Raw genomic sequence first — 16,016 nt, 5'->3', positions numbered from 1 at the left:
ATGTATTGTATCGCTAGAAACGGGCACTTAGTCCGAAAGAGACTGCTCTCTGGAACGGATAGTCTGTCCCTCTTTCGCGCTTCATCTCGCTCAAATCGAAGAAATCATTAAACGAAACATTGAAACGCAAGTCTTTCAGGAACAAACGCTTAATCCATTCGTCTCTGGAGAAGTCCCAGCTAAGGCGTGCGCTCTCACCACGGAGATAATTGTCACGCTGAACAAAACGAGACGAGATAGGAGTCGTTTTACTCAACGAAATGCCTTTGAACTGTGACACATCACCGGCATTCTTCCACCTGCTGTACAAGGCACGCTTATCCTGATTGTGAGCGATATTGGATGCAGAAATATTCTCCACCTTATTGAATAACGCTGAGTTGAAAGCATACGAACCGAAGTTATAACGCAAATTGACACTGGCTTGCAGGTTCTTGTAAGTGAATGATATACCGAATACACCGCGTATTTTCGGATTCGTATCGGCTATCTTCACACGGTCATCGGCATTATAGTCGAAGGTAGGTGTTCCGTTTTTGGTGAGGAATACTTCTTTACCCGTTGCCGGATCGATACCTAGCGAACGAACTGCAAAAAGAGCGGAAGGACTTTCGCCGTCCTGATATTGTATCATTGAGTTTACATTCAACTTACTATCTACCGAGGAGTCTTTTTTATACGCATCGTTCAAGTTTGCCAGAGCCGCACCAAAACCACCATATACGGATTTATAGGTATTCCCGTTCAGTCGGAAGTTCAGCATAATGCGCTTTTCAAGGTTTTTGATTGCATACCAGCTTACGTTAAATTCAAAACCGTTGGTATTCAGATGCCCCAGGTTAATAGGCAAAGAGGACAACCCGCTGGAAGGTTTCTGCTGGATGGAGACTACCAACGGATTGGTATTGGTGTGATAGTAATCCATAGTCAGCAACAAACGATTCTCCCAGAACATAAGGTCGACACCCACTGAAGTCTTCTTCACCACTTGCCATTCCAAGTTAGGATTGGCATAGCCGGAGAGATAGGAAGCGGTGCCGAATATATCACTTCCCGCATAGTAACTGTATACATTACTTGTCAGGTTGCTCACATTCTGGTTACCGTTACTACCGAACGAACCGCGCAACTTCAGCTCCTGCATCCAGTCCCAATCTTTGGCAAATGCTTCCTTACTGACATTCCATCCTGCTCCCACCGACCAGAATGTCTGGAATTTCTTATCGCGCCCGAAAGAGGTGGAACCATCACTTGAGATACTGGCATCGAACAGATAACGATACTTATAGTTATAATTGAAAGTACCCAGAAAACTAACTCCGCGACTGATACTTTCGTTATATCCGGGCGTTGAGTTTTCTTTGAACGAATAGGCGAAAGAAGGGATAGGCCCCACACCTTTCGGGAAACCGGTAGCCACAAACGACTCCGTATTGGAAGAAGTAGACCTGATTTCGGCACGGCCGTTGAATGTCAGATTATGTTCTTTCAAAGAAAGTGCATACGCCACACCGGTATTCATGATATAACGCCAGCTTCTCGTTTTTGATGAAGAATATTCACCCTGTTTGGTATAATCCGACGTAGCATACTTGGTGTGAGCCGGATCGGTGAAATTCATATTATCCGTATTGGTAGTACCCAAACTCATTGAAGCCGTCCAACGCAAATTGTCAATAATATACCAGTTAAGATTGGTATTGTTGGTAACAGAAAGTATCTTAGACCTGTCTTCCGAAGGTAACATGGCATTGTAATACGGATTGGTAGCGACTACGTCTGTATAGTTAGGGCGTATGTATACATCCAAATCACGAGATATGGTACCATCTTCATTTATCATCGGATAATAAGGATTGGCATTCACAAACTCAGAGAAAGAGCCCCATGCACCGTTATTACCATTGGTTACATTCACGTTTAAGTTATTAGAAATATTAAACTTGTTTTTACGGTAAGTCATACGCATATTTCCTCCGAACGTCTGGCGGGCAGAGCCTTTCATCACTCCTTGTATATCTTTAAACATGGCACCTATCTGATATAGGAATCCTTTATCACCTCCCGACACATTCAACGAATGAGATTGTGTAATGGCAGTTTGAACAGGTACTTTCAACCAATAAGTGTCCACTCCTCTTTTCACGTTCTCCATTGCCCGGTGATACTGGGCAATGCTTTCTTTGTTGCCCGACCAGTCATTCAAATCACCATAACGACCCGCCAAGACTTCAAATTCCAGTTTCTCGGCAGCGTTCATCATGTTGTAAACACTCAGGTCGGCCCACGCCACCTGTGCGTCACCACTATAATTAATCATCACTTCGCCCGCTTTGGGCTTGATAGTTTCCACAACCACCACGCCGTTCGCTCCCTTCGAACCGTAAATGGCGGTGGAAGCAGCATCTTTAAGTAAAGTGATAGACTCAATTCTATTGATATCCAAATCATTAATCTCTTGCAGGGTGGATTCAAAACCATCCAAGATAAACAAAGGTTCATTGGGATTGGTCGTCGTATCGTCATAAATGCCGGAAATAGTCATCGTAGTACCGCCACGCATCGTAATTTTCGACATGGTATTAGGGTCGGAACCCATCGACATATCATCAGCCACAACAAAAGAGGGGTCGAGTGTTTTCAAACTCTGAAGCACGTTTATATTACCTACAGCCTTCAGTTCTTCCTGGTTGACTGTCCGGTACGATCCGGTAAACCCCATCTTGTTGCGCTGGATAATACCTGCTTCCACCACCACTTCATCCAACGCCTTGGTATCGGTTTTCAATATCACCGACATCTGGGCTTTCGGAGACAGCGATTGAGCCTGCATACCTACATAAGATATCTTTATCCGATTACCATAAGGCACATTGGCAATCCGGAAATTCCCGTTCGCATCTGTAATGGTACGAATGGAAGTTCCTTCTACCTGAATTGTTGCACCAATCACAGGCAGTCCGTCTTCATCAGCAATAATTCTACCCTTTACTTCCGGAATGACTTTCTGAGGATTTTTATTTGTAATATTGATGAATTGCCCTTCAATAGCATACTTCAAAGGATGCTTCCCAATAATTACTTTCAAAGCTTCTTCAACCGAAACTTTCTCCACCTTTCCGGTAGAATGATAAGAACGAACTTCATCGTAGATAAAAAGTACCTTATATCCCGATAATTTCTGTAAACGTTTAAAAATAGAAGGCAAACCTTCATTTTTAAATTCCATTGTTATTTGCTTTCCATTATCAACTTGTGCCTCTACATAAGGTGAATGAACATAGCAGAATAACAAAAGCAAAACAATCAATTTCCATGCTTGTCTTTCCATAAATCCGATTGGTTAAATAAATCTATTTTTTTTAATTTATACGAGTTTTATAAAAGAATGGTTACCCATAAATAGATTTATTTTCAGGAAAATATTTTTTAAGCCGGATTTATTTCTTGCTGAATAACTGTTTTTTACTCGATAATCAAACTCTCATCTTCCAAATGAGCATGGATTCTTTCCATTCTATTTATCAGTTCAATCAAATCAGCTATATCTTGTTGGCGCTTTGCCAGAAAATGCATACGAAGGTTCATTATCTCGGTATTCCGAAACTCAACGTCTATATTATACCACCTGCCTATTTCTTTCATCATCTCTGCCAATGTCACATCGTCAAAATAGAAAAAGCCTTCTTTCCAATACAAGAACAATTCCGTATCCACTTCATCTACGGCAAACGTTCCGTCTGAAACAAGCCGTGCACTTTGTCCCGGTTCCATTTCTACGGTTTGCAAACCACAAGTATCGCTGACAGCTACCTTTCCTTCAATCAGAGTGACACGCACATCATCGGGAGAGTAGCTGCACATATTAAATTCCGTACCCAGCACCCGCACCTGCACGTTTCCGCTTTTTACGATAAAAGGATGTCGGGTATCTTTGGTCACATTAAAGTAGGCTTCTCCTTCCAGTGAAACGACTCTTTCTTTTCCTTTGAATACTGTGGGATAGGACAGGCGGGTGTCGGAATTTAAAAATACTTCAGTGCCATCGGAAAGAATGACTTTAAAGGTTTCTCCCCTGGGTATACTCAGTCTATGCAACTGTACTTTTTGGTTTCCTACTTTCTTACTCTCAGTCTGGATAGTACTATAAACCATCTGTTGCGGTAATAACTTCACAGCAGAAGCGGGGAGTGATTTCAGTGCTTCTTTCAAGGGCTTTACTTTTTCTTCATCGGCAACCTGTAAAGTGACTTGCTGTGCTATGTGGTCGGCCTTGAAAACTTTAATACTCTTTATTTCCGGTGCCGGTGAAAAGAACATCATACGCAATACAAGTATAACAGCAACTGCGGCCGCTACACCTACAAGACTGCTCCATAGCATACGAGTGCTTCTGTTCTGTTTTTGTTCCGGCAAATGCTTTCGATGAAAATCTGCCAATGCCTGCCGCGGGTCAATAGAAAGTCTGTTTTGTTTCATCTGCATCTCCATCACGGCTTCTGCAATATCGCAACTGACCTGCAAAGATTCCTCATCTTCCTTCAATGCCTGCAATTGTTCGGAAGTAATCTCGGGGAGATTCTCCATTATTTCAAGGACTTTTTTTTCCGAATTATTTATATTTATATCTTTATCATCCATAATTATTCATTTGATATAATGTATACGATTTAAAATTCATTCCGGTTACCCTTTTGGCCTAATTCTTCGCGAAGAATACGCAAGGCTTTCACTATATTCTTATGGATAGCCGCAACACTTACATTCAATTCTTCGGCCACTTCCTTGTACTTCTTATTATGAATATAACATGCTTCCAAAATATGATAATTATAAGGAGTCAACTTTTGCATTGCTTTACGAATAAGCAAAACACGGGCATCCGGTTGTTGCGAATCAGATTCCATTAATCTATGGGTCAATTGCGAAGTAAATTCTACATATTCTTCATGGATATTTTGCTTGCGAAGGTAATCAATACAACGTGTACGAATGATTGTATAAAGATAAGTTTTCGCCGTAGCTTCTTCTATTTTTTCATAATTACGCCACAAATATTCAAAAGCATCACTTACGATATCTTTGCACACTTCAGCATCATTAATGAAATAGTATGCAAAATATACAAATTGCGCATACCATTCATTAAACATTTTGTCAAAAGTAACCCTGTCATCCATTTAATATCGTATTCTTCTGTTATTTTTCGGCAGACAAATATACATTAAAACTTGATACGCAGTTGCATTTGTATATCTGCTTTTTTATTTCCACGGATTAAATCGTTGCCGGAACCTATCTCATTCCGGTCCAAGTAGATAGTTTCGCCGAACTTGGTTATGAACAACCAGTGTTTATTCAGTTCATATCTCAAACGGACACTGCACCGGAATCCACTGCCTTGGAATGACGGAGTATAGAATGTATAAAGCAATCCTTTTTCGGATGCATATACACGCGAATCATAACTGTCTGTAGAAAAGTAACTGCCTTGAACGTCAGCAAACAGCCTGGCCCAAGGCAGTTGGGAGGATATCATTTGTGTAACCTGATATCCTATGTCAGCAGCTCTGTCCTGAGAATGAAAATGATTATAATCCAAAGTTGTACGACTGCTAAACACATCTTTAAAAGAATAGTTCAAGCGATAACGAAATTGGTGATGAAAAATAGGAAGCGTTAGCGTTCCTTTACTTCCTGTCAGGTCACGCTCTTTTTGTTTATAACGATATTTCAACTCCATTGAGAGATTAGCGCGAGGAGTAAAAGTTGCTTGAACCAGTCCGTCCATCCCACGGGAAGATTTATTGATTCGGTATCTTTTCCACGGAAAAGAAAATAAGTCGAATGAAGCGAAGAATTTCCAATAAGCAAAAGGAGAGGTTTCCAATCCTAAATAATATCCCTGTTCATTCTGGATTGTACTTCCCTCTCCAAAGGAATGGGCGAACATTGCCCAATAGTTATAAGAATAGAACCGATGTATCAACATAAGATGAACATCCTGAACCGGTGAATATTGCAGACGGTTCAAAGAAGCCCAACCTTGTTTTCCCACTGCCGTCTCTCCCTGAAAAGAAAAACGATGCCAGCGATAAGCGTAGTCCACTCCCAGATTATAGAAATTATTTCCATGAAGATTATATTTGGAATAACCTGTTAATTCCGGTTCATAAGGTCGGTTGAAAACATAGTAAATGCCGGTGATACCCAGCTTTATACGGTTCTGTTGATAACTTATATTTCCACCTGTCAATTGCAAGGTGAACAGGTGCTTTTTATCCGCTTCTTTTTGGCTTCGATGTAGTCCGGTTTTATAGACAGATGTTATTTCTCCATCCGTTACCACACCGTCCAAAGAACGATGTGAATAAAAGCCCGACACATCCCAATGCCTGGATAAAGCAACAGTGGCAGCCACTCCCCGAAAATAATTGTATTCATCCGTAGAAGAGTGTTTCTTTATCCCACTGCTGCGATTGTTGAAAGAAGAAGCATAAATTGTCTTTCCCATCAGATAATCCGTACTAACCACCAGTCCCTGACCAAAACTGAGCCGATAGTTACCAACAGCTAATGCTTTTAACCGTCCACAGTTTTTCAATAGCAAATAAAAGGAATAATAATCGTAGCCATAACGATCGTGTAAAGCTCCAAAAGGCTCTCCGCCATCTTTCTCGACAACGACTCCTGCATAGAGTCGGTCACTATATCGAAAACTATACTTTACAGAGTTATAAACAGCAGGCCCCAGATAGGTATGTTCATAACCTTTCCGCTTATAAAACGGTATATCCATGCGAGTTAGCACTTCATTCCTGCCATACTTTCCTGCGCTTTTCAACATAGTTTTCCACCGAAAAGCAGATTCATTGTTAATAGCTTTTATACAGACAAAAGGCAGTAAATACTGGATAGTCTGCCTATCCATATCTTCTATTAACTGGAGTTCATAAATGGTTTGCATCTGTCCGTGAATGTAGATATAAGCTAACAGGTGTTCAATCTGAATATCACTCAAAAAAGGAAATTGTTCGAGTTGTTCACGGGTAGCGGCATTCAGATTAACCGGCTCCTGCAGACGAGTGGAAAGTTCTTCCAGTTCATTTTCCCAATTCAAGGTATTAACTGAGTTATTAATATCATTATTAACAGATAAATCTTCAAGAACATCTTCTAAAAGACTCTCTGAAGGGTTTTGAGCACTACAAGCAGGAATTATGAACAGGCTGTTTATAATACTTATCAACCGGATAAGTTGAGCAGTTTTCATCAATAAAAAGTATATTATCTTCTTGCATTTTATGTACAAAGCGGCAAAGATACTTTAAATAGGTTAACATCTTTGTGAAAAGACTGAATAATAAAATTTTAATCCTATTTTTGTATCGTGAAAAGAAGGCTTAACATAGTAATAATGATGCTGTTTGCTATTGTTTGCTGTACAATGCGCGTACAGGCTCAGGAAAAGCAAAGCATCAATGGATACTTGGTTCCGATGTGTATCTATAATGGAGATACGATTCCATGTATCCAGTTAAGAACTGTGTATATCTTCCGCCCGCTAAAGTTCAAGAACGAAAAGGAACGCCAGGAATACTACCGATTGGTACGGAATGTAAAAAAGGTATATCCCATATCAAAAGAAATCAACCAGGCTATTATTGAAACTTATGAGTATCTGCAAACTCTACCTAATGAAAAGGCTCGTCAAAAGCATATCAAACGGGTGGAAAAAGGTCTGAAAGAACAATATACCCCCCGAATGAAAAAACTCTCTTTTGCACAGGGGAAACTGTTGATTAAATTAATAGACCGCCAAAGTAATTCTACCAGTTATGAACTGGTGAAAGCATTTATGGGACCTTTCAAAGCCGGATTCTATCAGACATTCGCTGCGCTGTTCGGTGCCAGCCTGAAAAAAGAATATGACCCGGAAGGTGAAGATAAACTAACGGAACGTGTCGTACTGTTGGTAGAGAACGGACAAATCTGAACAACACACCTGATACTTATTAACCAATCTTACTAACCGAAGTTAGTAAAGTTACCGCACCCTTCCTTATCTTGAATTTACCAACACTTGTTCTGCATTTACAGGTCATATATAAGCAATATACAGGAGCTATATATGCTACTTGCAGGAACTATATGTCCAACACGCAGCGCATATATCCCCAATATACAGAATATATATGCGCTGTAAACAGCATCTATATATCCTACAACGAGTATAATTATATAACTTGAATTCTATACTTATGAACAATTACATATATATTGATTATAAGCGAATTAACTATATTATCCACCAGTTATAAACCACTTATTAACCAATCCTGTTTATGCTGTCAGCGCAGCTTTTTGAACAAATCCCAAATCACAATTCCGGTAGTTACGGAAACATTCAAAGAGTGCTTGGTACCATATTGGGGAATCTCTATGCAGCCGTCCGAATGGTCAATAACCTCCTGTTGCACCCCTTTCACTTCGTTTCCCATTACGATAGCATACTTCTTACTCTTATCCAGTTGAAGCTCATCCAACATGATGCTTCCTTCTGCCTGTTCTACGGAATAAACGATATACCCTTCATTTTTGAGGTTATCAACAGCATCAACAGCGTTATTAACATACTTCCAGTCAACAGTGAACTCGGCACCCAGTGCAGTCTTATGCATTTCAGGGTGTGGAGGAGTGGCCGTTATACCACACAGATAGATACATTCAATGCGGAATGCATCCGAAGTACGGAACACGGAACCTATGTTATGCAAACTACGAATATCGTCCAGCACTACCACCAAGGGCAGTTTATCAGCCTGTTTGAACTCTTCGGCGCTGATACGGTTCAGCTCTGTTATTTTCAGTTTACGCATACGTTTTACTCTTAATTACATTCAGTGTGCAAAGGTAATCCTTTTCTGTTAACAGAGGTGTTGATAACGGTTTAAAACCTGTCAAAACTATCGGCAAAGATTTTGAAAAATAATTCTTGCATTATTCAAAAGAAGGTATAAGAGCCCTTCCTTATGAACAATCCAAAAAAGTAACCCTAAACTTTCTACACAGACATAAACATATTTTTCAGCACTTATCTACCCGTTTATATCCATAAAGTTTTTAACTTTGCACTTTATCAACAGGGAGTTAATAGCAAACTTCCATTTGACGGCATTTGACGGTGCTTTCATTGATAATGAAGCGAATAGAATAGGATAGTTTCTTCTTTACATCAGTTCATAACTGACTCATAAAGCAGAAGCATGGACTAATAACTTATTCAGCAAGAAAAATTGTATTTATTTGCTAACATTATTAACAGGCTATCATCACTAACAAAGGATTTTTTTTAAAAGGAAAGAAATAAGAGTATTATTATGAATGAACTCATAAAGGCTATTAACGAGCTGAAGAAAGAAAAGAATGCAATCATTCTGGGGCACTACTACCAGAAGGGTGAGATACAGGACATCGCTGATTACGTTGGCGATAGTTTGGCATTGGCTCAATGGGCGGCGAAAACGGAAGCGGATATTATTGTGATGTGCGGCGTTCATTTTATGGGTGAGACGGCGAAGGTGCTTTGTCCGGGAAAGAAGGTGCTGGTTCCCGACATGGAAGCAGGCTGTTCGTTGGCGGACAGTTGTCCGGCGGATAAGTTTGCGCAGTTTGTCAAAGAGCATCCGGGACACACCGTTATTTCGTACGTCAATACGACGGCTGCGGTGAAAGCTGTGACAGATGTGGTGGTGACTTCCACTAATGCGAAGCAGATTGTGGAAAGCTTCCCTAAAGATGAGAAAATAATCTTTGGGCCGGATAGGAATCTGGGTAATTATATCAACTCAGTTACGAACAGGAATATGTTACTTTGGGATGGAGCCTGCCATGTGCATGAACAGTTCTCTGTTGAAAAGATTGTGGAACTGAAAGCGCAGCATCCGGAAGCGTTGGTGCTGGCACATCCCGAATGCAAGAGTACGGTGTTGAAACTGGCTGACGTAGTAGGTTCTACAGCAGCTCTGTTGAAGTATGCAGTGAACCATCCTGAAAATACGTATATTGTGGCTACCGAATCGGGTATCTTGCATGAGATGCAGAAGAAGTGTCCGCAGACAACGTTTATCCCGGCTCCACCGAACGATAGTACGTGTGGATGTAACGAGTGTAGCTTCATGCGGTTGAATACGCTGGAGAAGCTGTATGAGTGTCTGAAGAATGAGTCACCGGAGATTACGGTCGATCCGGAAGTGGCAAAGAAGGCAGTGAAGCCGATTCAGCGGATGTTGGAGATTTCGGCGGAATTGGGGCTATAAACTTTAGAGAATATATAATGAGCAAGGCTGTTTCAAAAATCTTTGGAACAGCCTTTTTGATGTGGTTACAACTACCAATGCTATGGATTTATTTCCGCTATAAATTGCAGAACTTTATAAAAACAGATGGCAGATTGAACTTTTCTTCAAATCTTGAGTATATCGTTAACTGATAAAATCGTACTCTTCTTAATAAAACTAATTTCAATAATGACAAAGAACGATGCGGTTTTAGTGAACCCAATAACCTGTTCATGTTTTTAGTGGATAGTAATGTGTTGCGGGACAATAAATTTGAATAGGTTAATATATAAGAAGAGAGGTAAATAAAGAACTCTTTCTTGTAGTTATTACTATTTCTTAATATTAAGAGGCGTAAATCATTAATTTAGTGATAGATAACAAATTGCTTAACAGTATGTATAATTTGTCCACATACAATTTGTGCAGTTATTAAGGAAGATTTTTATATTTAAATGTTTATGTAGTTCTTAAATTTGCATGTATAAAATATTTATAAATCTTATATATATGAAAAATAATCAGATGTCAATCAATTCCCTTCAGGTTGAGAAGAGATATTACTTGTCTTTTTATTATTTAACACGCACACTTTATTAACCATTAAAATTGAGAACGTATGAAAAAAAAGAGAGTCAGTTCTATGAAGATCCCTTGTAGGATATGGCTGTTGGCTGTAACATTGTCCGTAGGACAGACAGCTTTTTCATTAGGAGTAGGATCTAATTTGCATTCTATTTCTATGAGCGGAGAATTAGCACAACAGCAAAAAGTCATTGAAGTTTCAGGTACGGTTACTGATAGTTCAGGGCCTGTTATTGGAGCAACTGTTGCTGTGAAAGGTACTAGTACCGGAGTTATTACCGATATAGACGGTAATTTTAAGTTGAAAGTTCCAGTAGGGGCTACTATTACAGTTTCTTATATTGGATATCAAAACAAAGAAATCCATTATAAAGGAGAAAGAAATTTGAAAATCCAACTAAATGAGAATGTTCAGGAACTTCAGGAAGTACAGGTAATTGCGTACGGTTCTCAGAAAAAAGTAACCGTAACAGGTGCCCTTTCTTCTATTAATAATGAAGAACTGCTGAAATCACCGGTTGCCAGTATGGCTAATGCACTGACCGGTAAGGTTACAGGTCTTGCCAGTGTACAGTCCAGTGGGCAGCCGGGTGCCGATGATGCTACGTTATATGTACGTGGTGTCGGTTCGTTAAGTGCTGATTTGTCACAACCGTTGATGTTAGTCGATGGTGTGGAACGTTCCTTCTTCCAGTTAGACCCGAACGAGGTAGAAAGTATCACTGTCTTGAAAGATGCTTCTGCTACAGCAGTATTTGGTGTACGTGGTGCCAATGGTGTTATTCTGGTTACCACTAAGCGCGGTACGCAAGGAAAGGCAAAAGTAAATTTCTCTACTACTTTTGCATGGCAGATGCCGTCACGTGTACCTGAATTTGCAAATAGTTATGAATATGCTACGGCTTACAATAACGCACAACTGCATGATGGCGTATCTGTGGATCAGCTAGCATTCTCTTCGGATATTGTTGAGAAGTTCCGTACAAATAGCGATCCGCTAGTATATCCAAGTACCAGTTGGACAGATATGCTGATAAAGAATTCAGCTTTACAGACACAACATAACTTTAATATATCAGGAGGTTCTGAGAGAGTGAAATATTTTGCCTCATTAGGTGTATTTACTCAAAACGGCTTATTTAATACTTTCGAAGAAAACGGTAATGATAAAGGTTTTAAATACAACCGTTATAATTATCGTATTAATATGGATATTGATGTCACTAAAACAACCTCTATGCAAGTTAACTTGGGAGGTTATCTGAATGACAAGCAAGAGCCTAACTATAATAATGGTACGTATACAGATCTTAAATACTTGTTCCGTGATGTTTATACAGCCGTTCCGTTTGCAGGTGCCGGAGTTATAGATGGGAAATGGGTAGTTTCCGATCAGGACCTCTTTTCAGTGGGTAATTATGCAGATGGTTTAAATGTATATTATGGTAAGGGATACAACAATCGCACCCAGAATACTTTGAACTTTGATTTCAAATTAGAGCAAAAACTCGACTTCCTGACTAAAGGGTTACAAGCTCATGTAAAAGGTGCTTATAACAGTGGAGTTACTATCACCAAACGTCGTGAAGGACGTGCCAATAAGTATGAAGCCATTTACGATAATAGTGGTGAATTAATTTATAAGAAGACACAAGACTATCAAAAACTTGGGTACACCGAAAATACAAGTCAATCAAGAAACTGGTATTTGGAAGCTGCTGTCAATTACAAGCGTGATTTTGGCAACCATCATGTTTCAGCGTTGGCTATGTATAATCAATCCATGACTTATTATCCTTTTGAAGGAAATAGTCCCAGTGAATTCATAGGTATTCCGAGAAGTTATGTTGGTTTGGTAGGTCGTGCCACTTATGACTATAAGACCAAATATTTGCTGGATGCAAGTGTCGGTTACAATGGTTCCGAAAACTTTGCAGAAGGACAACGTTTCGGTTTATTCCCTGCCGGTTCTATCGGTTGGATTGTTTCGGAGGAAAAGTTCTTCCGACCGGTTAAGAAATTCATTACTTATTTAAAATTCCGAGGGTCTTACGGTATCGTGGGTAATGACCGTGTAAGTGATTATTCCCGTTTCTTGTATTTACCTGATAAATATTTAATTAGTTCTGGAAGTTATAGTTTCGGAACCAATACATCAACTCTTATTGCGGGAGCTACGGAATCTAAGAAAGGTAATCCAAAAGTAACATGGGAAACATCAGAGAAGCAAAACTATGGTATTGATGCCAAATTCTTTAAAGATCATTTGAGTGTTAATTTCGATTACTTTATCGAACATCGTAAAAACATCTTAAAGTCTCGTACGGTATCTCCCGAATATCTGGCTGTCAGTCTTCCAATTGCCAATATCGGTAAAGTAGATAATAAAGGTTACGAAATCAATGTGAAATGGGATGATCGTATCAATGAAGTACGTTATTATATTGGAGCTAATCTTTCATATGCTAAAAATAAAATTGTATTCATTGATGAAATCCGTTATCCTTATGAATGGATGCAAACAGAAGGTAAACCGGTAGGCCAACAGTTTGGTTATGTGTTTGACGGATATTTTACGGAAGAAGAAGCGGCCAACTATGAAAACTTGAAAGGTAAAGAAGGCGGTATTGCCAACCAAGGTTCGGGTTATATCCCTCTTGCGGGTGATGTGAAATATAAGGATTTGAACGGGGACGGGCAAATCGATGAGAAAGATGTCCGTGATATCGGTTATCCGAAATATCCTTTGTATACGGCGGGTATGAATATGGGCTTTTCATGGAAAGGATTTGATTTTAGCATGACATGGGCCGGAGCTTTCAAAACTTCACGCTTATTGAGTTCAATGTACCGTGTTCCTTTCGGAGAAAGTAACAATTCAGCCGTTATGAAGTATATGATTGAGGATGCCTGGACTCCGGAAAAAGGGAACTCGGCCAAAGCACCGGCACTTTCTTTCAAGAGCAAATCCCACAATTATCAGGATTCGGATCTTTGGTTAAGAGATGCCTCTTATGTACGTCTGAAGAATATTGAAGTAGGATATTCATTCCCAAGTTCTTTGTTGAAGAAAGCACATATCGGTTCACTCCGTATTTTCATGTCCGGATACAACTTGTTAACTTTTGATAGTTTCAAGGTGTCCGATCCTGAAAGTGATCCGAGTGGAACAGCTTATCCATTGATTAAAGTGGTGAATGTGGGATTGAAAGTAGGTTTTTAATCAATTAATTAATAAAATCATGAGATCATTAAGAAAACTATTATATACTATCCTTTTGATGGGGTCTCTGTTTACAACTGTTTCATGTGAGGATTTGGCATTCGGTGACAAATTTCTGCAGAAGCCGCCAAGTTCAGATGTCACCATCGATACCATATTTTCTTCGGCAGAATATGCGCGCCGTATCTTATGGAAGAGTTATCAGTCACTTCCTTATGGAATAGAAACTTCCGGTTACTGGACACAGATGTGGCTCGGAACTTTGGAGGGTTTGACAGATTTGAACTACGATAATGTAGGATATTCGGGTGTAATGAAGGTATATTACAGTGGTAACTATAATGCTTCTATAGAAGATACGCCCAGAGGTACGTATATGGCGACGAAAATCCGTTTCAATAATAATGAAAGTGGAATGTGGGGGGCTATCCGTCATGCCTGGTTATTTTGCGAAAACGTAGACCGTGTACCGGATATGGACGCTGTAGAGAAATCGCGTCTGAAAGCTGAAGCTAAAATGATTATTGCTGTCTACTATTCTCATATGTTACGTCACTATGGTGGTTTGCCGGTTGTAGACCATGCCATTGATCCTGAAGATACCAATCTTCCCGGACGTTCTACATTGCAAGAAACGGTAAATTTCATTGTAGGATTATTGAATGATGCCATTAACAATCCGGATTTTCCTTGGAGAGTTTCTGATGCGGATATGGATAATTGGGACGGACGTATGTGTAAAGCTGGTGCTATGGCGTTGAAAGCACGGGTACTTTTATTCGTGGCCAGTCCGTTGTTCAACAATACAGAACCTTATTATAATGGGGAAGCTTCCGAACAATTAATGACTTGGTTCGGTAATTATGATAAAGAACGTTGGAAACTCGCTATTGATGCTTGCGAACAATTCTTTACTGCTCTCAATTCTAACGGATATTATAAGCTGGTTGAAGCCGGTGATAATGGTACATCTTCTGAACGTCAGGCATTTACAAGTGGATACTTTGACCGTGGAACTACGGAAACGCTGATTTCTGTGAGAAGAGGAATATTAAGTCCATCCAAGAACTCTATAATGAGTAATTCTATCCGTTGGGGAGGTTATTGCCCTACAAAAGAATATTTTGATATGTTCCAAATGGCGGATGGTACTGATTTCGATTGGAATAACCCGGAGCATGCAAAGAATCCGTTCCTCAATCGTGATCCACGTTTATATGAAACGTTTATTCTTGACGGAGATGACTTTAACGGACGCAAAGCTGGCTTGACAGAACCTGATGGAGAAGATTATCCGCAAGGACAAGATTGGAAAGCCGGACAAATGCATGAATTGAGTTTGGCAACAGGACTGGCATGTCGTAAATGGGGATTAGATCGTAATTCATCTTGGCAGAATCGTCCTATTCAATGGCCATTCTTACGTTTACCTGAAATTTATCTCAGCTATGCAGAAGCATTGAACGAATACTACGGTGCTCCGAATACACAAGCATATGATGCTGTTGATAAAGTGCGTGCCCGTGTAAATTTGCCAGGACTTAAAAAAGGATTGGGACAACTGGAATTCCGGGAAGCCCTCTTGCGTGAACGTGCGTGTGAATTTGGTTATGAGGAAGTTCGTTTCTTTGACTTGATTCGTTGGAAACTTTATGATGTCTTTGAGAAGAAGTTGCATGGTTTGCACGTGTATAAACACAAAGATACAGGTGAATATAAACTTGTTCCGTTTGAACTGACAAAATACACTCGTGTGTGGTGGAATGGTGGTTTTGAGCCTAGATGGTGTCTGAGTGCATTCCCTTCTAAAGAAATAAATAAAGGATATGGTCTTGTACAGAATCCGGGTTGGGAATAATTAATTAATG

The 16,016-nt window shown here is 39.8% G+C and carries 9 protein-coding genes; 4 read left to right on the top strand and 5 right to left on the bottom strand.

Annotated elements, in window-relative coordinates:
• Positions 1-13: 13 nt before the first annotated feature.
• The 4 genes from ACGHVY_RS23960 to ACGHVY_RS23945 form a co-directional block, all read right to left on the bottom strand.
• Positions 14-3,331 carry a SusC/RagA family TonB-linked outer membrane protein gene (locus ACGHVY_RS23960; RefSeq protein WP_390602006.1) on the bottom strand — a complete coding sequence of 1,106 codons (3,318 nt, stop codon included), beginning with the start codon at positions 3,329-3,331 and terminating at the stop codon, positions 14-16.
• 134 nt (positions 3,332-3,465) lie between these two features.
• Positions 3,466-4,641 carry a FecR family protein gene (locus tag ACGHVY_RS23955; protein WP_390602005.1) on the bottom strand — a complete coding sequence of 392 codons (1,176 nt, stop codon included), beginning with the start codon at positions 4,639-4,641 and terminating at the stop codon, positions 3,466-3,468.
• 29 nt (positions 4,642-4,670) lie between these two features.
• Positions 4,671-5,180 (bottom strand): sigma-70 family RNA polymerase sigma factor, encoded by a 510-nt coding sequence (locus tag ACGHVY_RS23950; protein WP_390602004.1) that lies wholly within the window; start codon positions 5,178-5,180, stop codon positions 4,671-4,673.
• 44 nt (positions 5,181-5,224) lie between these two features.
• The gene (locus tag ACGHVY_RS23945) at positions 5,225-7,273 is read right to left on the bottom strand and encodes a helix-hairpin-helix domain-containing protein (RefSeq protein WP_390602003.1); all 2,049 of its coding nucleotides are present in this window, start codon (positions 7,271-7,273) and stop codon (positions 5,225-5,227) included.
• Between the two features lie 144 nt (positions 7,274-7,417).
• On the opposite strand from ACGHVY_RS23945, the gene ACGHVY_RS23940 reads away from it, so the two are divergent.
• Positions 7,418-7,996 (top strand): DUF4294 domain-containing protein, encoded by a 579-nt coding sequence (locus tag ACGHVY_RS23940; RefSeq protein ID WP_390602002.1) that lies wholly within the window; start codon positions 7,418-7,420, stop codon positions 7,994-7,996.
• A gap of 355 nt (positions 7,997-8,351) precedes the next feature.
• Here the strand turns inward: ACGHVY_RS23940 and ACGHVY_RS23935 are convergent, their stop codons facing one another.
• A complete protein-coding gene (locus tag ACGHVY_RS23935; protein ID WP_308744053.1) occupies positions 8,352-8,879 on the bottom strand; it encodes an RNA methyltransferase in 528 nt (175 codons plus the stop codon).
• Between the two features lie 501 nt (positions 8,880-9,380).
• Between ACGHVY_RS23935 and nadA the strand changes: the two genes are divergently transcribed.
• The 3 genes from nadA to ACGHVY_RS23920 all read left to right on the top strand — a co-directional run bounded on the left by nadA (position 9,381) and on the right by ACGHVY_RS23920 (position 16,006).
• Complete coding sequence (gene nadA / locus ACGHVY_RS23930; RefSeq protein ID WP_308744054.1) at positions 9,381-10,319, top strand: quinolinate synthase NadA; 939 nt, start codon at positions 9,381-9,383, stop codon at positions 10,317-10,319.
• A gap of 640 nt (positions 10,320-10,959) precedes the next feature.
• The gene (locus tag ACGHVY_RS23925) at positions 10,960-14,148 is read left to right on the top strand and encodes a SusC/RagA family TonB-linked outer membrane protein (RefSeq protein ID WP_390602001.1); all 3,189 of its coding nucleotides are present in this window, start codon (positions 10,960-10,962) and stop codon (positions 14,146-14,148) included.
• A 19-nt stretch (positions 14,149-14,167) separates the two neighbouring features.
• The gene (locus ACGHVY_RS23920) at positions 14,168-16,006 is read left to right on the top strand and encodes a RagB/SusD family nutrient uptake outer membrane protein (protein WP_390602000.1); all 1,839 of its coding nucleotides are present in this window, start codon (positions 14,168-14,170) and stop codon (positions 16,004-16,006) included.
• Positions 16,007-16,016 lie beyond the last annotated feature (10 nt).

It is taken from the genome of Bacteroides sp. f07 (assembly GCF_042854785.1).
In the GTDB taxonomy this organism is placed as follows: domain Bacteria; phylum Bacteroidota; class Bacteroidia; order Bacteroidales; family Bacteroidaceae; genus Bacteroides.
Note: the sequence above shows the minus strand (reverse complement) of the source record. Positions and strands in the feature narration are given on the sequence as shown.